The sequence below is a fragment of the Achromobacter sp. B7 genome (assembly GCF_003600685.1).
GTDB lineage: Bacteria > Pseudomonadota > Gammaproteobacteria > Burkholderiales > Burkholderiaceae_B > Achromobacter > Achromobacter spanius_B.
Genome location: NZ_CP032084.1, coordinates 1,351,849 through 1,376,459, shown reverse-complemented (window position 1 = coordinate 1,376,459; position 24,611 = coordinate 1,351,849). Strand labels below are relative to the sequence as shown.

Sequence of the window (24,611 nt, the reverse complement as noted above, 5' to 3'; positions counted from 1 at the left end):
GCCTCAGTTCTTGGTGACGTTGAAGAAACGCGGCTTGCGCAGCGGCCAGCCGGTAAAGCCGTGAAGCTGGCTGGATACGACGACGTAGCCGGGCTTGTTGTAGTACATCAGCAGCGGCGTATCGCGCAGCATCAGCGCGTGCAGCTTGTCGAACGCCTGCTTGCGCGTGGCCGTGTCGGACTCGGCCTCGATGCCTTCAAGCAGGGCCGCGGCCTCGGGGCTTTCCCATTGCGCCATGGGCGTCCTGGACTTGTCGCCGATCACGTCGCGATACATCAGCGCGGGCTCGGTGCGCGCCGAATACGCAAAGGCCATCAGCTGGAACTTGCCTTCGCGAAAGTTCGTGACCTGCGTGCCCCATTCCAGCATGTCCAGCTCGGTCTTGATGCCGGCCTTGTTCAGCAACTGCTGGGTGACCACTGCCACGCGGTACAGGTAGGGATAGCGCTTGTTGGCCTGCAACTTCAGCGTTTCGCCTCGATAATTGGCGGCCTGCAACAGGCGCTTGACCTCGTTCAGGTTCTTTTCGTAGCCCGCCTTGTCAGCCTCGGAGTAGTACACGCTTGCAATCGGCACCAGCGACGGGTTGTACGCCGCCTGACCGTTGTTCAGCGCGCGGGCGATGGCGGGAAAATCCAGCGCCAGCGCGATGGCGCGGCGCATGTTGACGTCGGACAGTAGCGGCGCGCGCGTCTGCATCAACAGGTTGACGGTGTCCAGCCCTTGCTCGGTGACGATGGACCAGCGCGGGTCGTTCGCCGGCAGGTTGTCTTCGTCGGCGTTGTAGGCGTCAACCTGGCCGGCCATCAGCGCGGCCTTTTGCGCGGCGGCGTCCGGAATCACCACAAAGCGCACGTTGGCGGATGCCACCTTCTTGCCGGCCATGCCGCTGGCCGCCTCGCTACGCGGCACATAGCCGGCATACGGCGTCAGCAGCACGTATTGTTCTTTCTTCCATTCGGCCAGTACGTACGGGCCGGTGCCGATGGGCTTGATCCACTTGCCGTCGGCGTCGACGCTTTTCGGGCTGAGCACCGGCATCGGGCATTGCACGCTGGCCATCTGGTCCAGGAACAGGGCATAGGGCGCATCCAGCGTGAAGACCACGGTGGCGGGGTCGGGCGTTTGCACGTCCACCACCTTGGCGCCCTTGCTACCGTCGTAAAGGTTCTTGCAGGCGTATTCGGATTGCGCGCCGGTCAGGTAGCCGTACGTCCATTTGACGTCGCTTGACGTCATCGGCGAGCCATCGTGGAAGGTCACGCCCTGGCGCAGCTTGAAGGTATAGCTGCGCTTGTCGTCGGACAGCGTCCAGCTGTCGGCCAGCATGGGGCCCACGCTCATGTCCGCGCGCAGCGCGACCAGCGATTCGACCACGTGAGCCAGCACGTTGTCGGTGGACGTGTTGCGCGAGCGGCCGCCGGGCACGGACGTGGGCGTGCCCGAGCCTTCGGCGTAGCGGATCTCGGGCAGCGGGGACGACGCGGGGGTTTGCGTTTGGCTCAGCCCCGGCAGGCCCGTCAAGGCGCCGGCCAGGGCAGCGGATAACATTAGCGCGCGCTTGCCGCGCAAGACTTTCGACGTCATGAAATGGTCTCCTGGCGCGGCTTAGAACAGCCGGTATTCAGCAAAATTGCGGCCTTCATAGGGCTTGCGCGCAATCCACATCACGCCGCTTTCCGGCTCCATCAGCGTGGTGGCCACGGTGGCCGAAATGCTGTCGAAGCTGGCCGGCTTGGGCGAACGCAGCACGCCGTCGGGCGCGGCGAAATCATCGGCCAGGATGCGCTTGACGGCATCCCAACCGACCTTGCCGCCCTGGCGCGCAAGCAGGTCCTCAACGCGTCGCTGGCGATAGATGGAATCAGGGTTGGCGGCCAGGCCCTTGTCGAACAGCTTGGCGCGCGCCGGCGGGCTGATCCAGTGGTTGGCATGCACCAGCAGGCCGTCCTGCGGCGTGATCCAGAAGATTTCGTCCGGCGCGCATTCCAGGTCCACGGCCTCGCCCTGTGCCTGGGCCAGCATCAGGTTGTTGGAGCAGAAGCGGCGCGACGCCCACAGCACTTTCATGGCGTTGCAGATGTTGGTGGCTTCCAGCATCTTGCGGCGCACCAGCACCAGCGGCACCTGCGCGGGCCGTTGATAGTCTTGTTCGCATGACAGGAAGTTGCCGGACAGCGATACGCCCGCGCTGTTGAAACCGTGGCGCGCCAGGCTGCCCGCCTCGGTGAACATCAACAGGTCGGGACCGTCTTCACGGCGCATGCGCACGACGATGCCGGTGTCGACGCATTCTTCGCGCCAGTCCCAGTTGTGGGCGTGCATCAACTTGCCCTCGGCGCTGGCTTCGGGCAATACGACCAGGCCGGTGCAGCCGTCGTCCAGCCCCTTGCGGGCGCGCCCCAGTTCCGCATGGCCGAACATCATTTCGGTGCGGCAGTTGATGACCACCACATCTTCCAGCGACTGTCCGGCGCCATCGGCGATGCCGCGCAATTCTTCCAGGTAGGCAGCGTCGTAGTCGCCCACCACCGGCACCATGGCAGCGGCCAGTTCCTTCAGGCGGGCGGCGTCCACGCCACGGCGTTCCAGCTGGCCCCGATACAAGGCCACGCTGCGCGCCACGTGTTCCGGCACCGCCGAGCCATGCTGGCGGCCGCGTTCATAAGGACTGCCCTGGACATCGACCAGGGGAAACGGGGTAGGCATCGTCACGCTAGCAAAACTCCGGATAGGGCCGAACGGCGGCCTGGGTGATACGGTCAGAATCGACGGCCAAATTTTGTACTAATATAGTAAAAAGTTCAATATTAGGGTTTGCCCGGGCCTGGTTCAAAAGCGATGGCGCTCCGGTACCATTGCCCTACGATCCTTGCCTGCCCTTTTCCCCTCTGACGCGCCATGCCCCCCGCCGCTCCTGCCCGCCCCACTCCGCTGCAAGTCGACCTGGCGCGACACATCGCCGAAGACATCGTGGCGCGGCGGCACGAGCCCGGCGCACACCTGTCGGAAGAAACACTGGCGGCCGCCTACGAGGTGTCGCGCACGCCAGTACGCGGCGCGCTGCGCCTGCTGGCCGCTCAAGGCTTGATCACGCATCGGCCCAACAGCGGCTATACCGTGTCCGACCATGCTGCGGCGTCAGCGCCCCCGGCCATTGAAGGGGCCGGCCCCACGCAGGAAGAGCTGACGCGCCAGTTGATCGATGACCGCGCGTCGCGCCAACTGCCCGAGACCTTTACCGAACGTGATCTGTTGCAGCGCTATGACGCGCCGCGCAGTGTGCTGGCCAAGACCTTGCTGCAACTGTCGGCGGATGGCCTGATCGAGAAGCGCAAGGGGCATGGCTGGCAATTTGCCCCGTCGCTGGAAAGCGCCGAAGCGCTGAACGAAAGCTATCGTTTCCGCATGACGGTGGAATGCGCCGGGCTCCTGGAGCCCACATTCCGCGTGGACAAACCGGCGCTGGCGCGCATGCGGGCCGCGCATGAGGCCTTGATCCAGCGCGACGACGCCGACATTTCGGCTACTGAATTTTTTGGCCTGAATGCGTCGTTCCACGAGCTCCTGGCGCGCTTCTCCGGCAACCGCTACATCCTGCAAGCGGTACAGCAGCAAAACCATCTGCGCCGGCTGGAAGAGCACGCTGCGTTCTATCGCGACGCGCGTTTCGTCAATTCCAGCAACGAACACCTGCAAATCATCGACGCGCTGGAATCCGGCGACCAGGAGTGGGCGTCGCAATTGATGCGCCGCCACCTGAAAGCGTCGCTCCAAGCCTCCTGACCCGCTTATCCCTCCGCCTGCGCCCGCTTCGGCCAGGGTGGGCTCGCGCGCGACTGCATGATGTGCCGCGGATGGGCGTGCGCGACGACCCGTATTGTATTTATCGTTGTATTAATACAAAATAGACGAACCTGAACTCTCCTTGAAGCAGGATCGTCCCCATGTCCTCGTCCCCCTCCGCCCTTTCTCAAACCGACGCCTATTGGATGCCGTTTACCGCCAACCGGCGGGTCAAGCGCAACCCGGTACTGTTTGCCGCCGCCGAAGGCATGCACTACATCCGGCCGGACGGCCGCCGCGTCCTGGACGGCATCGCCGGCTTGTGGTGCGTGAACGCGGGCCATCGCCGCCCGGAAATCGTGGAGGCCATCGCGCGGACCGCGCACGACCTGGATTACGCACCGTCGTTCCAGATGAGCCATCCCCTGGCCTTTGAACTGGCGGACGCGCTGTGCGCCGAGGCGCCCGATGGCTTTTCCAATGTGTTCTTTTCCAATTCGGGATCGGAAGCGGTGGACACCGCGCTGAAGATTGCACTGGGCTATCACCGGGCGCGCGGCCAAGGCCAGCGCGTGCGGCTGATCGGGCGCGAACGCTCGTATCACGGCGTGGGGTTCGGCGGCCTGTCCGTGTCGGGCATCGGCGGGCACCGCAAACCCTTTGGCAATCTGCTGCCCTATGTGGACCACCTGCCCCACACCTATGACCGCCAGCAGATGGCGTACACGCGCGGTCAGCCGGATTGGGGCGCGCACCTGGCCGACACGCTGGAGCGCATTGTGGCGCTGCACGACGCCTCGACCATCGCGGCCGTCATCGTCGAACCGGTGGCCGGTTCCACCGGCGTGATCGTGCCGCCGCGCGGCTATCTGCAACGGCTGCGCGAGATCTGCGATGCGCACGGCATCCTGCTGATTTTCGATGAGGTGATCTGCGCATTCGGACGCATCGACGGCGCGTTCGCATCGCCCTATTTCGGCGTCAAGCCCGACATCATCACCAGCGCCAAGGGCCTGACCAACGGGGCGATTCCGATGGGCGCAACGCTGGTGCAGCAACACGTGTACGACGCCTTCATGCAAGGGCCGGAAAGCGCCATCGAGCTCTCGCATGGATACACGTATTCGGGCCACCCCGTCGCCTGCGCGGCGGGCTTGGCGACGCTGGACATCTGCCGTCGCGAGGGCTTGTTCCAACGCAGCCAGGAACTGGCGCGTTACTGGGAAGACGCCGCGCACGGCCTGAAGGGGCTGCCGCATGTGGTGGACATCCGCAACATCGGCCTGCTGGCCGCCATTGAACTGGCGCCGCTGGAGGGTCAGCCGGGGCAGCGCGCCTATGCCGTGCACAACGCCTGCCTGGAACGCGGCTGCCTGATCCGGTCGGCGGGCGACACGATGCTGCTGTCGCCCCCGCTCATCATCGAACGCGCCCAGATCGACGAGCTGTTCTCGGTGCTGGCGGACGTGCTGCGCGCCGGCGCCTGACGCTGCCCGCCGCCCCCTGGGCCGCTATCAGCCGCTATCAGGCGAGGTGGCGCGCCACGGCCTGCACCACGCGCTGGACGTCGTCGGCCGACACGTCCAGGTGCGTGACCAGGCGCGTCGGCCCACCGTACACCGCGCGCATCAGGATGCCTTGCTTGCCCAGCGCTTCGGTCAGCGCATCGCAACGGGACGGCTGGAATTCCACGAACAGCATGTTGGTGTCCTGGCTCAACACCTTGACGCCGGCAATGCCGCGCAACCCTTCGGCCAAGGCGCGGGCATTCTCGTGGTCTTCTGCCAGGCGCGTCACATGATGATCCAGCGCATACAGGCAGGCCGCGGCCAGCACGCCGGACTGGCGCAAGCCGCCGCCCAGCATCTTGCGCCAGCGGTGCGCGCGACCGATCAGTTCCGCGCTGCCGACCAGCACCGAGCCCACGGGCGCGCCCAGGCCTTTTGAAAAACAAATGGAAACCGAGTCGAAGGGCTGGCACATGTCGGCCAGCGGCTTGCCACTGGCCACCGCTGCGTTGAACACACGCGCCCCGTCCAGGTGCGTGGCCAAGCCTTCTTTGCGCGCCCAGTCGGTGGCGGCCTGGATGTAGCCGGCGGGAATCAGCTTGCCGTGAAACGTGTTTTCCAGCGCCAGCAAACGCGTGCGCGCAAAGTGCGGATCGTCCTGGGGCTTGACGGCGGCCGCCAGCTTTTCCAACGGCAAGGAACCATCTTCGGCGTGCTCGATGGGCTGCGGCTGGATGCTGCCCAACACGGCCGCGCCGCCGCCTTCGTACTTGTAGGTGTGCGCCAGCTGGCCCACCAGGTATTCGTCGCCACGATCGCAATGCGCCATCAGCGCGGCCAGGTTGCTTTGCGTACCCGACGGAAAGAACAGGCCGGCCGCCTTGCCGGCGCGCTCGGCCACGGCAGCCTGCAACTGGATCACGGTGGGGTCGTCGCCCATCACGTCATCGCCCAACGGGGCGGAAACCATGGCCTGCAACATGGCGGGCGTCGGCCGGGTGACAGTGTCGCTACGCAGATCGATCATGGGGAATCCTTGAGAGGGAAAAAGGAGATCGGGAAGGGAAATCGAAAAGCCCGCGGGTCACGCGGCGCGGGCGGCGGGCGCCGCGCGGCTGACCACGAAGATGCCGGCCAGGATAAGGACCATGCCGCCCACCTCGCCCAGCGACGGCCGTTCGGACAGGATGGCCCACGCCAGCAACATGGCCACAACAGGCACGCCCAGGCTGGACAGGCCGGCGATGGATGCGGGCACGCGGCGCACCACTTGCAACCACAGCAGCCAGCCGGCGGCCGTGGCAATCAAGACGATGTAGGTCATGCCCGCCCACAACTGCCAGCCCCACTGCGCGCTGATCTGCGGCACGAGATACGCCACGGGCACCATGACCAGCCCGCCAAACAACATCTGCCAGGCCGTGAATGTCATGACGTCGGGCGCGTGCCGTTCGAACATGCGCTTGGACAGCACTGTGCCCACGCCCCAGCACAGGCCGCTGCCCAGGCCCAACAGCACGGGCCGGATATCGCCCAGGCCATTCCAGGGCTCCACGAAACAGATCAGGCCGATCGCCGCCAGGCCGATGCCCACGCCATGCTTGGCCGATGGGCGTTCGCCCAGCAGCCACCACGCAAACAGCACCACCCAGAACGGCATGGTGTAGGCCATCAGCGATACCTTGCCCACGCCGCCCGACACCAGCGCCGTCTGCACGAAGCCCTGGAATCCGGCCGTTTGCGTCAAGCCGATCAGCAAGGTCAGCTTCCAGGGCGGCATGCCCAGCGGCCGGCGCGTGGCGATGGCAAGCGCGAACAGCACCAAGGCGCCCACGACGTATCGCAACGCCACGAAGTCGAACGGGCCGATGTAGGGCACGATCAGTTTCATCGCTATCCAGCTGCCTGCCCAGACCACGATGGTGCTGAACATCAGGGCTAGCCCTGCGCGATCGAAACTGCTGCGGCTCACGTCCATGGCTCCGTCTTGTGAGGGGAATAAAAGAAAAGACGCCCGGACCGGCGCTTACCGGTGCGGGCGTCTGACATTATGCTCCTGTCGCCAGGACGTCGATCGGCCGCTGATGGCCGATCGTGCTTACAGCGGTTTGGCCAACTGTTCCAGAATGGCGGGGTTTTCAAGCGTGGAGACGTCCTGCGTGACTTCCTCGCCCTTGGCCACTACGCGCAGCAGGCGGCGCATGATCTTGCCCGAGCGGGTCTTGGGCAGGTTGTCGCCAAAGCGGATGTCCTTGGGCTTGGCGATGGGGCCGATTTCCTTGGCGACCCAGTCGCGCAACTGCTTGGCGATGGCTTGCGCCTGTTCGCCTTCGGGGCGCGCCTGCTTGAGCACCACGAACGCCACCACGGCTTCGCCCGTGGTGTCATCCGGGCGGCCCACCACGGCGGCTTCGGCCACCAGTTCGTGCGCCACCAGCGCCGATTCGACTTCCATCGTGCCCAGGCGGTGGCCCGACACGTTCAGCACGTCGTCGATGCGGCCCATGATCCAGAAATAGCCGTCCGCGTCGCGCTGCGCGCCGTCGCCGGCCAGGTAGTACCCGCGCAGTTCGGACGGGAAGTAGCTTTTCTTGAAGCGCTCGGGGTCGCCCCAGATGTTGCGGATCATGGCGGGCCACGGGCGCTTGATGACCAGGAAACCGCCATTGCCCTTTTCGACATCGCCACCGGTTTCATCCACGATGGCGGCAGCGATACCGGGCAGCGGCAGCGTGCACGAACCGGGCTTGGTGGGCGTGGCGCCCGGCAGCGGCGTGATCATGTGGCCGCCGGTTTCCGTCTGCCACCACGTGTCCACGATGGGGCAGCGTTCGCGGCCGATGTGCTTGTGATACCACATCCACGCTTCGGGGTTGATGGGTTCACCGACCGTGCCGATGATGCGCAGGCTGTCCAGGTCGTAGTTTTTGGGATGAGCCTCCGGCGTGGCTTCGGCGGCCTTGATCAGCGAACGGATCGCGGTGGGCGCCGTGTAGAACGTGGTGACCTTGTGGCGCGCGATCATGTCCCAGAAGCGGCCGGCGTTGGGATAGGTGGGCACGCCTTCGAACACCACCTGCGTCAGCCCGGCGGCCAGCGGGCCGTAGGTAATGTAGGTGTGGCCGGTAACCCAGCCCACGTCGGCGGTGCACCAGTAGACGTCGTCTTTACGGGCGTCAAAGGTCCACTTCACCGTCAGCAGCGCCCACAGCAGGTAACCGGCCGACGAGTGCTGCACGCCCTTGGGCTTGCCAGTGGAACCGGACGTGTACAGGATGAACAGCGGGTGTTCGGCGTTGACCGGCACGGGCTCGCAGGTGTCGGGCTGGTTGGCCTCGACATCGTGCATCCAGAGGTCGCGCGCCTCGTTCCATTGGACTTTGCCGCCGGTGCGGCGATACACGATCACCTTGGACACGGCTTCGCAGCCGCCCATGGCAATGGCGTCTTCCACGGCCGGTTTCAGCGGAATGGTCTTGCCGCCGCGCACCTGTTCGTCGGCGGTGATGACCAGCGATGCGCCCACGTCCACGATGCGCTCTTGCAGGCTCTTGGCGGAAAAGCCGCCGAACACCACCGAGTGCGTCACGCCCAGGCGCGCGCAGGCTTGCATCGCCACTACGGCTTCGATCGACATGGGCATGTAGATGATGGCGCGGTCGCCTTTCTTGTAGCCCAGGCCGGTCAGCCCATTGGCAAAGCGGCACACGCGCGCCAGCAGTGCGCGGTAGGTGACCTTGTTGACCGTGCCGTCATCGCCTTCGAAGATGATGGCGGTCTTATCGGCGTTGCCGTTGGTCAGGTGCACGTCCAGGCAGTTGGCCGATACGTTCAGTTCACCGTCGCCGAACCAGCGGTAGAACGGCGCGTCGGATTCGTCCAGCACTTGCGTGAACGGCTTGGTCCATTGCAGATTGTCCCGGGCCTGACCGGCCCAGAAACCGTCGAAGTCGTTTTCAACCTGGGCGCACAGGGCGTTGTAGGCGTCCATGCTGCGAATCGCCGCTCCGTTGGCCGCGCGCTCGGGCGGCGGGAACACGCGGGTTTCTACCAGGACGGACTCAATTGCTTTCGACATGATCTTGTCTCCAAACGGTGATTTTGTTGTTGATGCCGCTGTTTTCGCCTTGGCCGCCGCACCGCGGGCTTCACAAAGGAAGTGCGGCGCAGGGACAGTTTCTTTATCTACCCACCACCGTATCGCCACGCTCTTACGGGCACCTTACGCAAAATGCGGGCCAGAGCCCGCAATGCCGTATCCCGCAGTACCGCTGCAACCCGGCGGCATCGGCCATCAGGCCAACATGCCGGCAATCAACGCAAGGCATCGCGCATCACGCGCGATGCCTTGAAGGCAGTGCATAAGGATAGCAGCCCGGCGGCGCCCTGGCAGGCCGGCGGCCCGGCAAATTCAGGCGGCGGGGCTGCGCGCCAAGCCGCGTTTCATGTCCACGCGCGACAACAGGGCGAGGCCACCCACGAAGAACAGCCCAGTCACCAGGATGGCCAGACGATGATTGCCATCGGTGGCCCAGGTGACCACGCCGTAGGTCAGCGGCCCGATCACGGCGGCCAGCTGCACGGCAAAAGTCCATAGCGAATAGAACTCGGCCAGGCGACCAGCGGGGGCAAGCGCGCCCGTCATGGCGCGGCCCGCGCTTTGGGTGGTGCCCATGCACAACCCGGCCAGCGTGGCGGCCACCCAGAACACGGGCGCGGTCACGGCCGAATAGGCCACCAGCACCATCACGATCCAGCCGCCCAGGGTAATGGCCAGCGCCGGCTTGTGGCCGATGCGGTCTTGCACATAGCCGAACGAAAACGCGCCCACCGCCGCGCCGATGTTCACGGTGAACACCAGCAGCATGATTTGCGGCGTCGTGAAGCCCATGACTTCGGATGCATACACGGCGGCCAGCGTGATGACTACCGAAATGCCCGCCTGATAGCAGGCGATGCACATCAGCAGGCGACGGAATTCGGGAAAGTGCTGGCCGGTGTCGCGCCACGCGTAGGCCAGGCGGCGCAGCATGTGCAGCGCTTGCGGCTTGACGGCCTTGGGCCGTGCGCGCTCTTTCAGCAACAGGAAGGACGGCAGCGCCGCCAGCGCGAATACCGCGCAGGTCACAACGATGACCCAGGGCACGAAATGTTCGGCGCTCATGCCGTCGGCTTCGGCCGAGGTCACAACCAGCAGCGACAGGCCCAGGGTAAGCATCCCGCCGCAATAGCCGAAGCTCCAGCCCCATCCCGACACGCGGCCCAGCGCGGCTGGCCGGGCCAGTTCGGGCAGGAATGCCGCCACCACGGATTCACCCACGCAGTAGCAATAGTTGGACACCACGATGGCCGCCAGCGCCAGCCATACATCGCCGGGGCCGGCTTGCGTCAAGACCAGCGTGGCGGCCACGCAGCCAATGGTGCTGGAATACAGCAGCCGACGCTTGCTGCCGGCGGCGTCGGCGCGCGCGCCCAGCGTGGGCATCGTCAACATGATGAGCAAATAGGACAGCGACAGCGCCGCGGTCCAGGCCAGCGTGGCCCACGGCGCCTTGCCGCCGACCACGCCAACAAAATAGGTGCTGAACACCGCCGTGAGAATGACGGTGGTGTAGCCGGAATTGGCGAAGTCGTACATGGCCCAGGCCCAGACCTCGCGCTTGGCCACGCCGGGATTCAAGGCGCTGTCGCGCCCTGCTCCGGCGTCCGGCGTGGAACCGCCCGTGGGCGGTTCCGGCAATTGCGTCTGGCTCACAGGCCCAGCGCGGCAATGCCTGCTTGGGCGATCAGCACGTCTTCGGTCGATTTCACGCCCGACACGCCGACCGCGCCGACCACCTGGCCATTGACGGTGACCGGCACGCCGCCTTCCAGCATGCCTTCGATCAACGGGGCCGACAGGAACGACACGCGGCCGTTGTTGATCATTTCTTCGTAGATGCGCGACTCGCGGCGGCCCAGCGCGGCGGTCTTGGCCTTGGCCGGCGCGATGTGCGCCGAGATCGGGGCCGCGTCGTCCAGGCGCAGCATGCCAAGCAGGTGGCCACCGTCATCGACCACCGAGATGGTCACGGCCCACTTGTTCTGCACGGCGTGTGCTTCGGCCGCGGCGAGGATCTTCTTGACGTCTTCGGCGCTCAGCACGGGTTTGGTATTCATTGCAGCGACTCCTTGATCTGTTCCAGGGCGGATGGGTCTTCAATGGTCGTCAGGTCTCCGGGCTCGCGTCCTTCGCACACGGCGACGATCGCGCGGCGCAACACCTTGCCGGACCGGGTCTTGGGCAATGCGCCCACGAATCGGATCCGGGCGGGCCTTGCGACGGCGCCCAGCTGATCTTCCACCAGGCGCATGATATCGCCTTCCAGCTGCTTTGCCCCGGCGGGCGTGCCGGCCATGTCGGGATTCTTCAAGACCGCGAACGCCATGGCCACCTGCCCCTTCAACGGATCGGCCACGCCCACCACCGCGCATTCGGCGATGGCGCTGTGGCTGTTGACGGATTCTTCGATCTCGCGCGTGCCCAAACGGTGCCCCGCCACGTTGATCACGTCGTCCGTGCGGCCCAGGATGAACCAATAGCCATCGGCGTCCACGCGCCCCCAATCAAAGGTGGAATACACCTGCCGCCCCGGAATCGACGTGAAATACGTCTGCACGAAACGCGCATCGTCGCCCCAGATGGTGGACATGGCGCCGGGCGGCAGTGGCGGCACGATGGCCACCACGCCCTTTTCGTCCGGGCCCAGGTCTTCGCCCGTGGCCTCGCTGACGATGCGCGCGTCAAAACCGTAGACGGGAAAGGACGGGCTGCCGAACCGGGTCGGCACGTTCTCCACGCCCGGCTGCGCGGAAAGAATCGGCCAGCCGGACTCGGTCTGCCAGTAGTTGTCGATGATGGGCTTGCCCAGGCCTTGCGATATCCAGGTGGCAGTGGGCTCGTCCAGCGGCTCGCCGGCCAGATACACCGCGCGCAGGGTGGACAGGTCATGGCGCTGGAGCAGCGCGGGGTCCTGGCGCTTGAGCACCCGCACGGCGGTAGGCGCCGAGAACAGCGTGTTGACCCCAAAGCGTTCCACCAACTGCCACAGAATGGCGCCGTCGGGGCGCACCGGCGTGCCTTCGTACAGCAGCGTGGTCTGCCCGCCGATAAGGGGGCCGTACACAATATAGGAATGCCCGACCACCCAGCCGATGTCGCTGGTGCAGAAAAAGGTGTCGCCCGCGCGACCGTTGAACAGATATTCCATGGACGAGGCCAGCGCCACGGCATAGCCGCCGGTGTCGCGCTGAACACCCTTGGGCTTGCCGGTGGTGCCGGAGGTATAGAGGATGTAGCTGGGTTCGGACGACTCCAGCCATTGCACCGGCACCAGGGCGCCGCGGTGGCGTTCGCGCAGCGTGGCGTAGTCATGGTCGCGCCCGGCCACGGGCTCGAAGGGCGACAGGCCCCGGTCGAACACCACGACCGAGGCAGGCGGGGATTTCGCCAGGCTCAGCGCCTTGTCCAGCAAGGGCTTGTAGGGCACCACCTTGCCGCCGCGCGAGCCGCCATCCGTGCAGACCACCACCTTGGGCGCCGCATCGTCGATGCGCTGCGCCAGGTTGACCGACGCAAAGCCCCCGAACACCACCGAATGCACCGCGCCGATCCGCGCGCAGGCCAGCATGGTGAACACCGCCTCGGGCACCATGGGCATGTACAGCAGCACGCGGTCGCCGCGCGCAACACCCAACTCCACGAGCATGGCGGCGGCCGCGTTGACCTCTTCGTAGACCTCCTGCCGGGTATAGACACGTTCTTGGTCGACCTCGGTGGACACCCAGATCAGCGCGGGCTTGTCGCCCTGCGTGGGCAGCCACCGGTCGACGGCGTTGTAGCAAAGATTGGTCGTGCCGCCCACGAACCACTTGGCGAATGGCGGGCGCGAAAAATCCAGTACAGACTCAAAGGGCGTATCCCAATGCACACGCCCGGCCTCCTCGCGCCAGAACGCATCACGGTCATGCAATGATCTGTAATGGAAATCCCGGGTTTTTTGCATTTGTGTCTCCTGGTATTGTTCGTACGCCTTAAGGCTGATTGATTTCTTAGCGAATCATTCGGTCATTCTGGTAGGCAAACCTTGCACGAGGCTTGCCACAAGTCAAAAAGTTCTGCCAAATGTCCACGCGGCATGGAACCATTACCGATCAGGCAATGATTGGTAATGAAAGTTTGGTAGAATCCCCGCGAAGTTGTAGATAATTGTTGATTCTGCTGACATTTCGGCCCGATCCACGGCTAATCCCGTGGCTTTTGCTGTCAAAAAGCAGGTCATCCCCAGGCGAATGCATCGACACTCCATAATCGCGCGATTAAATTCATCCACTGGCCAGGCAAAGCGCGGTCTGCGTACGCTCGCGTTGATGGCTTGTGTAGCGACCCTGGCAGGTTGTGCAGGTACCGGGCAAAAGTCAACCGCCCATACGTCCGAGATTGATCCGTACGAAATGGAATGGGTTGCCACCGCCGATGACCCCATCGGCCTCTTGGTAACGCAAAAGTTCAAGCGCGACCGCCAGCAAGCCAAAGGCATCCACTCGGGTGTCAACGGCGACAACGCCATGGTCAGCGAAGCCCTTAACTACCTGGGCATCCGCTACCGCTTCGGCGGCAGTTCCCCCGACACCGGTTTTGATTGCAGCGGCCTGGTTGCCTATTCGGCAGAACGTTCGCTGGGCCTGAAGCTGCCCCGCAACGCCGCAGAAATCGCCCAGCAAGGCGTATCGGTCGACAAAAACGAACTGAAAGCCGGCGATCTGGTCTTCTTCAACACGATGGGCCGCCGTTACTCGCACGTGGGCATCTACCTGGGCGATGACCGCTTCGTGCACTCGCCCAGCGCCGGTGGCGTGGTGCGTGTGGAGAGCATGACCATGGCCTACTGGACCAAGCGCTACAACGGCGCCCGCCGCCTGGACAACAGCCTGATGGCCTCTGCCCGCGCCGCGAACTGAGCGCAAGATCAATTCCTGATTTTCCGCCTCGGGCATCGTCACACAAAACGCCACCCAGGCGCCATCCCCCAAAAAGAAAACGCCGCCAGACTTCTGTCTGGCGGCGTTTTTCATTATGCGTGCTTCAGTGCTTGGTGTTCATTGCTCTTTCGCGGCATGAAGGCCGCAGGCCGTGTCGGCCTCCCCAGTATTTTTTGGTCCAGCGATGAATGGCATTGCGGTGGTTCAGTGCACCGTACCCGCGCGCGGGCACAGGCCGCATTGTTGCAGGGCTTGCTGCATGCTGCATACCGAACGGCGACAAGCCACGACCCGGATGCCACCGCGCTGCGCGGCGTTGCGGAACGTCTTCATGACGTTGTGACCCAGGAAGTCGGTCAGCAAAATAACCAGTTGCGTGCCCGACGGCAGTTGTAGCGTTTTCTTCTGGTGCGAGGGGTCTCGGCCGCTGATGTGATGCGTGATCGAGATGTTGTGTCCTTTAAGCAGATCCGGGATATTTCCCAGACGATCCGCGCCAACCACTACTGCACTGAGTCCTGCCGTCATGATGAACCTCACTGGTCGTTGAGCCTGGATGTAATGATAATGATTCCTATTTTTTAGTCAATTCAAATGAGATCGGTTCTTATTTAATTATTTATATGAGCTAGCTGGAAGGGATAGCGAGATTTGTTCAAGCCCAGGGAACTCGCGGCTCTCCGGCCGGTCGGGGCCCGCACTTGGCGGATGTTGCGCGCAAAAAAAAGCGCGCCGTCCAGAAGACGCCGCGCTTTTTTGTTGGTGCGAACTCAGGTCTATTTAGGCGCGCCCTGCACTGCTTCGGTCACGACCGCGCGCGTCAGCGACGGCGCCAGCATTTCCAGGAACGTGTAGACGTAGTCGCGCAGGAACACGCCGGACTTCACCCCCACCCGCGTCGTGTGCGTGCCGAACAAATGGCCCACCGGCAGCCCGACCAGGTTGGAATCGCGCCGGGGGTCGTACGCCACGCCGGCAATGATGCCGATGCCCAGGCCCACGTCCACATAGGTCTTGATCACGTCGGCATCGATGGCTTCCAGCACGATGTCGGGGTGGATGCCCTGGTTGGCAAACACTTCGTCTATCGTGCTGCGGCCGGTAAACGCGCGGTCATACGTGACGATGGGGTGTTCTGCCAGCTGCGCCAGCGACAGGCGTTTGGCGGCGCTGGATGTCAGCTCGGCCAAGGGGTGATCCGGCCGCACGACAACAGTGTGCTCCCAGGCGTAGACCGGCAGCGTGGCCAAGCCCGGCGTCAACGCCAGGGACTCGGTGGCCAGCGCCAGGTCGGCTTGCTCGTGCAGGACCATTTCAGCCAACTGCGCCGGGCTGCCTTCGGCCAGGGACAAATGCACTTTGGGAAACTGCTTGCGGAACGCGGGAATTACGCGCGGCAGCAGATAACGCGCCTGCGTGTGGGTGCAGGCAATGACCAGCCCGCCTTCGTCACGGCGCGCGAACTCGTCGCTGACTTTTTTCAGATTGTCGACTTCGCGCATGATGCGGTCGATAACCTGCGACACCGCCAGGCCCGGCTTGGTCAGGCCCTTGATGCGCTTGCCATGCCGTTCGAAGATCTTGATGCCCAGCTCGTCTTCGAATTCGATGATGGCCTTGGAGACTCCAGGCTGCGAGGTATAGAGCATCCGGGCGGCCTCGGTCAGGTTGAAGTCGCGCCGGATGGTTTCACGCACAAAACGAAATTGCTGGAGGTTCATACATTGGCCCTTAATAGATCGGCCAATTATAAGTAATAAGGACGCCTCATCATATAACTTATTCGTATAAGCTTAGGAGCAAGGCGTCCCCCCTTTCAGCGCATCGAAATGGTGGTGTTCACCGTCTTGGCATGGGCGGACCAGCGCGCCGTGACCGTCTTGGTCTGCGTCCAGAACTGCACCGCCTGCTTGCCGTTGGGGCCCAGGTCGCCCAGCTTGGAACCGCGCGATCCGGTGAAGCTGAACCACGCCACCGGCACGGGGATCGGCACGTTGATGCCCACCTGGCCGACGTCGATATTGTTCTGGAAGTAGCGCGCCGCGCCGCCATCCTGCGTGAACAGCGCCACACCGTTGCCGTTGGGGTTGCGGTTGATGAAGGCCACCGCGTCTTCCAGCGTTTCCACGCCGACGCAGCACAGGACCGGCCCGAAAATTTCTTCGGTGTAGATGGTCATGTTCTCCGAAACGCCGTCAAAAATCGTGGGGCCCACGAAGTTGCCTTCTTCAAAGCCCTTCACCTTCAGGTTGCGGCCGTCCAGCAGCAGCTTGGCGCCTTCGTCCACGCCCTTTTGAATCAGGCTTTCCACGCGCTTCTTGGCATTGGGCGACACCAGCGGGCCCAGATCGGCTTCGCGGTCGGTGCCCGAATTGACCTTGAGCTTTTTCGAGCGCTCGACAAAGTCCGGCAGCCAATTGCGCGCGTCGCCCACCAGCACAGCCACCGACGAGGCCATGCAACGCTGGCCCGCCGCGCCAAAGGCCGCGCCCACCAGCTGATTCAGCGCCACTTCGGGGTCGGCATCCGGCAGGATCACGCAATGGTTCTTGGCGCCCATCATCGACTGGCAGCGCTTGCCGGCGGCCGATGCGCGGTTGTAGATCTCGGTGCCCACGCGGGTCGACCCGATGAACGACACCGCCTTGATGTCCGGGTGTTCGCACAGGCCGTTGGCCGTATCCGGGCCGCCGTGCACCACGTTCAGCACGCCCGGGGGCAGGCCGGCTTCCAGGGCCAGCTGCGCCAGGAACAACGACGACGTCGGGTCCTGTTCAGACGGTTTCAGCACGAAGCTGTTGCCGCACGCCACCGCGATGGGGAACATGAAGCAAGGCAGCATCACGGGGAAGTTGAACGCGGTGATGCCCGCGCACACGCCCAGCGGCTGGATCAGCGTGTAGACGTCGATACCCGACGCGGCATTTTCGGCGTACTCGCCCAATTGCAGGTTGGCGATCGAACACGCGTGCTCGACCACTTCCAGGCCACGCCCGATCTCGCCTTCTGCGTCGGGCAGCGTCTTGCCGTGTTCACGCGTGATCATCTCGGCCAGCTTGCCGGTGTTGGCGCGCAGCAGTTCCTGGAATTTCAGCATGACGCGCATGCGCGCGCCCTGGCCGCTGTTGCGCCAGGTCTTGAAGGCTTCCTTGGCATTGGAGACGGCCAGGTCCAGCTCTTCGCGCGTGGCGAAGGGCACCTTGGCAACGACTTCCTGGGTGGCGGGGTTGATCACGTCACGCCATTCGGTGGATTTGGACTGCACGAGCTTGCCGCCGATCAATAGCGGAACGCGGGGGACTTCACTCATTTGATGCTCCTCACACTGCGTAGTCGATGCGGATGAATCCGCGTTCATGGATCTTGCAACGCGCCTGCCAGGCAAGGGCCGGGCAGGCGCGCCGTGTTATTTCGTCACCAGCGGGCAGGTCGAGTCGGCCAGTGGCTGGAAGGCTTCGGCCGCTGGAATGGTGGCCACCAGCTTGGAATAGTCCCAGCCGCCCTTGGAATCCGCGGGCTTCTTCACTTCGTACAGGTACATGTCGTGGATCACGCGGCCGTCGGGCCGGATCGATGCGTTGCGCATGATCGGATCCTTGATTGGCAGTTCGCGCATCTTGTCGGCCACGACCTTGCCATCGGTGCTGCCGGCCGCCGCCGTGGCGCGCAGGTAATGCAGCACGCTGGAATACACGCCCGCTTGCGTCATCGTCGGCTTCAAGCCCCGGAAGGCTTTTTCGAAACGCGTGGACCACTGCCGCGACGCGTCGTCATAGTCCCAATAAAAGCCGTCCACATAGGACAAACCTTGCGCGCTTTCCAGGCCCAACGCCCGCAGGTCCGACAAGAAAATCAGCAGCGACACCAGGCGCTGCCCGCCCGACACGATGCCGAATTCGCGCGCCTGCTTGACGGCGTTGACGGTGTCCTGCCCGCCGTTGGCCAATGCCACCACCTGCGCCTTCGAGCTTTGCGCCTGCAACAGGTACGAGGCAAAATCCGGCGCGTTCAAGGGATGCCGCACACTGCCGGCCACCGTGCCGCCCAGCGCCTTCACAGCCTTGACCGTGTCGGCTTCCAGCGAATGGCCAAACGCGTAGTCCACCGTGATGAAGTACCAGGACTTGCCGCCCGCCCGCACCGTGGCCTTGGCGCCACCGGCCGATTGCGAATACGTGTCGAACATCCAGTGAAAGCCGACGGGCGAGCATTCCTTGTTGGTCAGCGCCGTCGTGGCCGGACCCGAGAACATCACCACTTTGTTCTTTTCGCGCGCGATGCCTTGCACGGCCAGCGCCACCGCAGAATTAGTCAGGTCGGCAATGGCCGTGACGCCATCGCGGTCGAACCATTCGCGCGCTTTCGCGGCGCCCACGTCCGCCTTGTTCTGGTTGTCGGCCGACACCAGTTCGATCTTCATGCCCTTGCATTCCGCGGCCAGGCAGTCATCGATGGCCAACTGCGCCGCCGCCACCGAACCGGGTCCGCCCATCCCGGCATACGTGCCGGACATGTCCGTCAGGATGCCGATTTTCACTGGTGGCTTGTCGGCCGCTTGCGCCTGGCTTACCAATATTGCGCCCAGACACAAGCCTGCGGCCAGCCCGCGTGCGTGCAATTTCATGGATTTGTCTCCTGAGTGTTATGCGCTGATTGATAGCGTGATGCCGTCTTTGCGGCCTGCGACTCCCAGGGCAATGCCCCGAGGCCTGCCGGCCCAGTGTAGATGTGTGAAAATCAACAAGCAACACCAGAAATGCACATTCCTTGTGCATTAATGCACAGCGCAGAAAGGCCGCCCCAGGCCCGTGGGCGCGCGGATCCGGAGATCGAAATCGTGTTGGATTGGGACAGCCTGCGGTACTTCCTGGAGGTGGCCCGCACGCAGCGGGTCAGCGCGGCCGCGCGCAAGCTCGGGGTCGAGCACACCACCGTGTCGCGCCGCATCCGCGCGCTGGAAACCGAGTTGGATACGCTGCTGTTCGAAAAGTCGCGCAGTGCGGGGTTTGTGCTGACGGACGATGGCCAGCGCCTGTTCGTTCACGCCGAGCAGATGGAAAGCACGGTGCACACCGCGCGCGAGAACTTGTCGGGCATCGGCCAGGCCCTGTCCGGCCATTTGCGTATCGGCGCCACCGAGGGCTTTGGCAGTTATGTGCTGACGCCGCTGGCGGCGGACTTCCAGCGGCGCTATCCCCACATCACCTTGGACATTTTGCCCGTGCCGCGCTTTGTCAGCCTGTCCAAGCGCGAAGCGGATCTGGCCATCACCATTGAACGGCCGCAGCGCGGCCCCTACGTGTGCAGCAAGCTGTGCGACTACACGCTGCGCCTGTACGGCACGCCGGGTTATCTGGCCCGCCACGCCCCCATCGAGACGCGCGCCGACCTGGCGCATCACACCTTCATTGGCTATGTGGACGAACTGCTGTTCAGTGAACGCCTGCGTTACCTGGAAGATGTGCTGCCCGCCAGCAATGTGGTGCTGCGCAGCACCAGCGTGGTCGCGCAGTACCACGCCGCGCTACAGGGCCAGTCTCTGGCGGTGCTGCCCTGCTTTATCGCCGCCCAGGACCCGCGCCTGAAGCCGGTGCTTCAGACCGAAATCGAAATCACGCGATCGTTTTGGATGTATTGCCACGAAGACCTGCGCAAGCTAAAGCGCGTGACGGTGCTGTGGGAATTCATCCGCAAATCGGTGCTGAAAAACGCCGACCTGCTGGCGGGCAAGCGCGGCACGATGAAGTACCTGCCCTGACGCGAAGCGGGGGCCAGATAGGCCCCCGCTTCGTTGCAGCGTTATCGGCACTCAGGCCGGCTTGGCGTCCTTGGGTGCTTTGACCCGCAGGCGGCGCATCAGCAGGAACACGGTCAGCATCGCCACCGCGCCGTGAATCGCCCACACCCCCACGCCGAAACTGAGCTTGCCGTTGGAAATCCAGGCGCGCGACAGGTTGATCAGGTTCATATAGAGCAAGCCGACCAGGCCTGCGATCAACAGATCGCCCGAACGGCCCAGGCGCGGGTTCACCGCCCCGAGCGGAATCGCCAGCAGCGCCAGGTTCAGCGCGGCCAAGGGCAATGAAATGCGCCACATCACCTGCGACCAGCTGCTGTTCGTGTTGTCCGCCACCAGTTGCATCGTGGCACGGGCTTTCGACGAGCGCTCGGCCGCGGCACGCGCTTCGCCGATCGGGTCGTCACCGGCCTTGCTTTCCAGGCGCAGACCATATTTGTTGAAATGCACCAGGCGGATTTCGGGCGTGCCCGGCTTCAGGTCGTAGCGATGGCCTTCGCCCAGCACCAGGAAGCGGTCGCCATTGGGCAGCGTTTCACTGTGCGCGCTGCTGGCCGTCAAGACGCTCAGCCACTCAGGGCCGGTTTCACGCGCGAACACGTTGCCCAATTCATCCGTCGGCGTAACCGGGTCTTCAGAGAAAAACACGCGATTGCCGCCCGACGATTCAGCGAACTGCCCCGCCGTGACCTTGGACAGATCCGAGCGCTGCTCGAAGCGTTCATGGTATTCGCCGATTTGCCGATACGCCCAGGGCGCGGCCACCAACGTCAAGCCCGCCACGGCCAGCGCCACAGGCACCGCAACGCGCAGAACGGGCTTTAACCAGTCGGCCAATGACAAGCCGCTGGCAAACCACACCACCATTTCGGATTCGCGGTAATTGCGCGTGACGGTCGTCAGCACGGCAATGAAGATCGACACGGCCAGGATGGTCGGCAAGGCGGTGATCGTGGACAGCGCGGCCAGCACCAGGACGACGTCGGCTCCGATGTTGCCGCCCGCTGCTTCACCCAGCAGGCGCACAAGAAGCACGCTGAGCCACACGATGAGCAACGTGGAAAAGACAACGCCAGCGTGACTGGTGATCTCGCTGACGACAGAGCGTTTAAATAGAGACATGGGAGAATATGCGGGATAATCGACCGCATCATACACAGACGTACACGGGAAACCCTCATGGAATTTAGCACACAGACCACTGCTTCCCTGCACCAGGTTAAAACCGCCGCCCTGGCTGTCGGGGTGTACGCGGACGGCGTGTTGAGCCCCGCCGCCGACATCATCGACCGCGCTTCCAACGGCGCCGTGCGCGCCGTGGTCAAGACCGAGTTCCGCGGCCGCGCCGGTTCCACGCTGACGCTGCGCACCCTGCCCGGCGTGACCGCGCAGCGCGTGGTGCTGGTGGGCCTGGGCAAGCAGGAAGAGTATTCGGCCCGCGCCCACGCGTCGGCTGAACAGGCATTCGCCTCGGTCTGCGTGGCTGCACAACTGACGGAAGGCGTGTCCACGCTGGCCGCCAACTCTATTGCCGACGTCGCCATCATTGCCCGCGCCCGCAGCGCCGCCATCGCGGCCGGCGGCGCCACCTATCATTACGACGCCAGCTTCGGCAAGCCCGATCGCGACGCCCGCCCCAAACTCAAGAAGATCGTGCAGATCGTCGAGCGCGCCGACGCCGCCCAGGCCCAGAAGGGCCTGCGCGAAGGCGCGGCCATCGCCAACGGCATGGAGCTGACCCGCACCCTGGGCAACCTGCCCGGCAACATCTGCACGCCCACCTACCTGGGCGACACGGCCAAGCGGCTGGCGCGCGAATTCAAGTCGCTGAAAGTCGAAGTGCTGGACCGCAAGCAGGTCGAAGCGCTGGGCATGGGTTCGTTCCTGTCGGTGGCTCGCGGCTCGGCCGAAGCGTTGCGCTTCATCGTGCTGCGCCACGCCGGCGCCAAGGCCGCCAAGAAAGGCGCCAAGAATGCGCAAGGCCCGATCGTGCTGGTCGGCAAGGGCATCACGTTCGACGCCGGCGGCATCTCGCTCAAGCCCGCCGCCACCATGGACGAGATGAAGTACGACATGTGCGGCGCAGCCAGCGTGTTGGGCTCGTTCCGCGCCCTGGCAGAGCTGGAACTGCCGCTTGACGTCGTCGGCCTGATCCCCGCCTGCGAAAACCTGCCGAGCGGCACCGCCAACAAGCCGGGCGACGTCGTCACCAGCATGGCCGGCCTGACCATCGAAATCCTGAACACCGACGCCGAAGGCCGCCTGGTCCTGTGCGACGCCCTGACCTACGCCGAACGCTTCAAGCCGGCGGCCGTCATCGACATCGCCACGCTGACCGGTGCCTGCGTCGTTGCCCTGGGCAACGTCAACAGCGGCCTGTTCTCCAAGGACGACGCCCTGGCCGACGCCCTGGCGGCTGCCGGCCGCAAGTCGCTGGACACGGCATGGCGCATGCCGATGGACGACGCCTACCAAGATCAGCTGAAGTCCAACTTTGCCGACCTGGCCAACATCGGCGGCCCCCCGGCCGGCGCGGTCACCGCCGCCTGCTTCCTGTCGCGCTTTGCCAAGGCTTACCCGTGGGCGCACTTGGACATCGCCGGCACCGCCTGGCGCGGCGGCAAGGACAAGGGCGCTACGGGCCGCCCCGTGCCGCTGCTGATGCAATACCTGCTGGATCAGGTTTGAAACCTTCGCAACGGAAACGGGCATGACGCGGATCGATTTCGCCTTCGGCGCGCCCGACCGCTTGCGCATGGCCTGCCAGGTCGTGCGCAAGCAATTTTTGGCGGGCCAGCGGCTGGTGGTGTACTGTAAAGACGGCTCGCGGCTGGCCGCTTTCGACCGCATGCTGTGGGCGTTCGACGACACCGCCTTCATCCCGCACGTGCTGGCCAACGACCCCCTGGCGCCTGAAACGCCGGTTGTGCTGACCGCAGGCGATCCGCAGCAGGCCGCCCAGGCGGCCCAACCCAACGCGGGTGCCGACGCGCCCGCGCTGTGGCTGCTGAATCTGGACAACGACAGCCCGCCGGGTTTCGACACCTTCGAACGCGTGCTTGAAATCGTGTCGGACGACCCTGACGACAAGCAGGCCGCTCGCCAGCGCTGGCGCACGTACCAGAACGCAGGCCATACGCCGCAAAGCCACGATCTCAGCCGCCAACAGGCCGGCGGTTGACCCGCCCAATCCGTCCGGTGGGCCCTGCGCCCACTGCGGCAATCTGATATTCGGGAGCCCCCATGCCCTCTCGCCCCAACGACCCTGGCATTCCCACCCTGACTCAACGGGCCGAACCGACGCTGTACGCGCCGCCGGCCCCTGCCGATGAGCCCGACGCCCCGGTGCTGACCGAGCTGGCCGACGACGCCGGCGCTGCCGACCCCAACGACGCCTTCCCCTTGCTGACGGACATCGCCGACGACAACGGGCAGGACTGGAACGTGGATGAAGCGCCCGCCGTTCATTCGGCCGCCACGCAGGCTCCCGCTGCCGCGCTGCCTGACCCGTCGGTCGTGACGGCCCGCCTGCAAGCCGAAGTCGAACAGCTGATGCGCCGCGCGCTGGCCGACGCCATCGAGCAGATCCAGACGCGCATGGACGCTGAATTACCGGGTATCGTTTCCCGGGTACTGAATGAAGTCCGACCCGGCTGAAACCGGCGCTTTGCCGCAGGTGTAAATCTTCCAAAAACTGGATTCTTCAGGGAACTGTAAGGTATCCTTCCCATCTAAGCTTTCAAGCTATCTTTTTTGGCGCATACAGGAGTTCTCCATGAACGAATATCGTCCGTCCCCTTTTAATCGTTCCGGCGCAGTCGCTGGCGCGCCGGGCGAGGTCGCTCGCAACCAGGTCCTGCGCAACACTTATTGGCTCTTGGCCCTATCGCTGATCCCCACGGTGCTGGGCGCGGCGGTCGGCATGTACACCGGCATCAACCGCGTCATGGGCGCCAGCCCGGGCCTGTCCGCCATCGTCTTCCTGGTGGGCGCGTTCGGCATGATGTTCGCCATCGAGAAAAACAAGAACAACTCGATGGGCGTGGTGCTGCTGCTGGCCTTCACGTTCTTCATGGGCATCATGCTGTCGCGTCTGTTGGGCTTCGTCATGGGGTTCAGCAACGGCTCGCAGCTGGTCATGACGGCGTTCGGCGGCACGGCAATCGTGTTCGGCACGATGGCCACGCTGGCCACCACCATCAAGCGCGATTTGTCCGGCATGCAGAAGTTCCTGTTCATCGGCGCGGTCGTGATCCTGATCGCGGCGCTGGCGAACATCTTCCTGCAACTGCCCGCGCTGATGCTGACCATCTCGGTCATGGCCATCCTGGTGTTCTCGGCCTTCATGCTGGTTGACCTGCAACGCGTGGTCAATGGTGGTGAAACCAACTACGTGTCGGCCACCCTGGCCATCTACCTGGACGTCTACAACGTCTTCTCGAACCTGCTGATGCTGCTGGGCATCTTCGGCGGCAACCGCGAGTAATCGCGCACCGCCA

General features: G+C 64.3%; 21 protein-coding genes. 8 read left to right on the top strand and 13 right to left on the bottom strand.

Features of this window, described 5'->3' with window-relative positions; genetic code table 11:
• Positions 1 to 3 precede the first annotated feature (3 nt).
• A complete protein-coding gene (locus tag DVB37_RS06180) occupies positions 4 to 1,587 on the bottom strand; it encodes an ABC transporter substrate-binding protein (RefSeq protein ID WP_120154308.1) in 1,584 nt (527 codons plus the stop codon).
• Positions 1,588 to 1,608: 21 nt separating this feature from the next.
• Positions 1,609 to 2,709 carry a C45 family peptidase gene (locus DVB37_RS06175; protein WP_120154306.1) on the bottom strand — a complete coding sequence of 367 codons (1,101 nt, stop codon included), beginning with the start codon at positions 2,707 to 2,709 and terminating at the stop codon, positions 1,609 to 1,611.
• 192 nt (positions 2,710 to 2,901) lie between these two features.
• On the opposite strand from DVB37_RS06175, the gene DVB37_RS06170 reads away from it, so the two are divergent.
• A complete protein-coding gene (locus tag DVB37_RS06170) occupies positions 2,902 to 3,786 on the top strand; it encodes a GntR family transcriptional regulator (protein WP_046802625.1) in 885 nt (294 codons plus the stop codon).
• Positions 3,787 to 3,947: 161 nt separating this feature from the next.
• Positions 3,948 to 5,273: an aspartate aminotransferase family protein gene (locus tag DVB37_RS06165; RefSeq protein ID WP_120154303.1), complete on the top strand. Its 1,326-nt coding sequence runs from the start codon at positions 3,948 to 3,950 to the stop codon at positions 5,271 to 5,273.
• 37 nt (positions 5,274 to 5,310) lie between these two features.
• On the opposite strand, the gene ltaE is transcribed toward DVB37_RS06165, so the two are convergent.
• The 6 genes from ltaE to DVB37_RS06135 form a co-directional block, all read right to left on the bottom strand.
• On the bottom strand, positions 5,311 to 6,321 hold the full coding sequence (ltaE, locus tag DVB37_RS06160) for a low-specificity L-threonine aldolase (RefSeq protein WP_120154301.1): 1,011 nt from the start codon (positions 6,319 to 6,321) through the stop codon (positions 5,311 to 5,313).
• Between the two features lie 57 nt (positions 6,322 to 6,378).
• The gene (locus DVB37_RS06155; protein ID WP_120157402.1) at positions 6,379 to 7,266 is read right to left on the bottom strand and encodes a DMT family transporter; all 888 of its coding nucleotides are present in this window, start codon (positions 7,264 to 7,266) and stop codon (positions 6,379 to 6,381) included.
• Between the two features lie 126 nt (positions 7,267 to 7,392).
• A complete protein-coding gene (gene acs, locus DVB37_RS06150) occupies positions 7,393 to 9,372 on the bottom strand; it encodes an acetate--CoA ligase (RefSeq protein ID WP_120154299.1) in 1,980 nt (659 codons plus the stop codon).
• Between the two features lie 333 nt (positions 9,373 to 9,705).
• Positions 9,706 to 11,049 carry an MFS transporter gene (locus DVB37_RS06145; protein WP_120154296.1) on the bottom strand — a complete coding sequence of 448 codons (1,344 nt, stop codon included), beginning with the start codon at positions 11,047 to 11,049 and terminating at the stop codon, positions 9,706 to 9,708.
• Positions 11,046 to 11,453, bottom strand: a complete 408-nt coding sequence (locus tag DVB37_RS06140) for a heme-binding protein (protein ID WP_120154293.1) — start codon at positions 11,451 to 11,453, stop codon at positions 11,046 to 11,048. The genes DVB37_RS06145 and DVB37_RS06140 overlap by 4 nt, the downstream gene beginning before the upstream one ends.
• Positions 11,450 to 13,339: a propionate--CoA ligase gene (locus DVB37_RS06135; RefSeq protein ID WP_120154291.1), complete on the bottom strand. Its 1,890-nt coding sequence runs from the start codon at positions 13,337 to 13,339 to the stop codon at positions 11,450 to 11,452. The genes DVB37_RS06140 and DVB37_RS06135 overlap by 4 nt, the downstream gene beginning before the upstream one ends.
• 286 nt (positions 13,340 to 13,625) lie before the next feature.
• Between DVB37_RS06135 and DVB37_RS06130 the strand changes: the two genes are divergently transcribed.
• Positions 13,626 to 14,294 (top strand): C40 family peptidase, encoded by a 669-nt coding sequence (locus tag DVB37_RS06130; RefSeq protein WP_189371466.1) that lies wholly within the window; start codon positions 13,626 to 13,628, stop codon positions 14,292 to 14,294.
• Positions 14,295 to 14,519: 225 nt separating this feature from the next.
• Here DVB37_RS06130 and DVB37_RS06125 read toward each other — a convergent pair whose 3' ends face one another.
• From DVB37_RS06125 to DVB37_RS06110, 4 genes are all read right to left on the bottom strand, one after another.
• Positions 14,520 to 14,843 (bottom strand): DUF2325 domain-containing protein, encoded by a 324-nt coding sequence (locus DVB37_RS06125; protein WP_035212827.1) that lies wholly within the window; start codon positions 14,841 to 14,843, stop codon positions 14,520 to 14,522.
• A gap of 248 nt (positions 14,844 to 15,091) precedes the next feature.
• Positions 15,092 to 16,036 (bottom strand): CysB family HTH-type transcriptional regulator, encoded by a 945-nt coding sequence (locus tag DVB37_RS06120; RefSeq protein ID WP_006218069.1) that lies wholly within the window; start codon positions 16,034 to 16,036, stop codon positions 15,092 to 15,094.
• Between the two features lie 95 nt (positions 16,037 to 16,131).
• Positions 16,132 to 17,625 (bottom strand): CoA-acylating methylmalonate-semialdehyde dehydrogenase, encoded by a 1,494-nt coding sequence (locus DVB37_RS06115; protein WP_046802619.1) that lies wholly within the window; start codon positions 17,623 to 17,625, stop codon positions 16,132 to 16,134.
• 96 nt (positions 17,626 to 17,721) lie between these two features.
• Positions 17,722 to 18,939, bottom strand: coding sequence for an ABC transporter substrate-binding protein (locus DVB37_RS06110; protein WP_120154289.1), 1,218 nt, complete (start codon positions 18,937 to 18,939; stop codon positions 17,722 to 17,724).
• 213 nt (positions 18,940 to 19,152) lie between these two features.
• Between DVB37_RS06110 and DVB37_RS06105 the strand changes: the two genes are divergently transcribed.
• Entirely contained in the window at positions 19,153 to 20,073 is a 921-nt protein-coding gene (locus tag DVB37_RS06105; RefSeq protein WP_046802858.1) for a LysR family transcriptional regulator, read from the top strand.
• Positions 20,074 to 20,124: 51 nt separating this feature from the next.
• Here the strand turns inward: DVB37_RS06105 and lptF are convergent, their stop codons facing one another.
• Entirely contained in the window at positions 20,125 to 21,234 is a 1,110-nt protein-coding gene (lptF, locus tag DVB37_RS06100) for an LPS export ABC transporter permease LptF (protein WP_120154287.1), read from the bottom strand.
• Between the two features lie 57 nt (positions 21,235 to 21,291).
• On the opposite strand from lptF, the gene DVB37_RS06095 reads away from it, so the two are divergent.
• The 4 genes from DVB37_RS06095 to DVB37_RS06080 all read left to right on the top strand — a co-directional run bounded on the left by DVB37_RS06095 (position 21,292) and on the right by DVB37_RS06080 (position 24,598).
• A complete protein-coding gene (locus DVB37_RS06095) occupies positions 21,292 to 22,800 on the top strand; it encodes a leucyl aminopeptidase (protein WP_120154285.1) in 1,509 nt (502 codons plus the stop codon).
• 22 nt (positions 22,801 to 22,822) lie between these two features.
• Positions 22,823 to 23,293, top strand: coding sequence for a DNA polymerase III subunit chi (locus tag DVB37_RS06090; RefSeq protein ID WP_046802616.1), 471 nt, complete (start codon positions 22,823 to 22,825; stop codon positions 23,291 to 23,293).
• A 62-nt stretch (positions 23,294 to 23,355) separates the two neighbouring features.
• Positions 23,356 to 23,769 carry a hypothetical protein gene (locus DVB37_RS06085; RefSeq protein ID WP_120154282.1) on the top strand — a complete coding sequence of 138 codons (414 nt, stop codon included), beginning with the start codon at positions 23,356 to 23,358 and terminating at the stop codon, positions 23,767 to 23,769.
• Between the two features lie 118 nt (positions 23,770 to 23,887).
• The gene (locus DVB37_RS06080) at positions 23,888 to 24,598 is read left to right on the top strand and encodes a Bax inhibitor-1/YccA family protein (protein ID WP_006218060.1); all 711 of its coding nucleotides are present in this window, start codon (positions 23,888 to 23,890) and stop codon (positions 24,596 to 24,598) included.
• Positions 24,599 to 24,611: the final 13 nt, after the last annotated feature.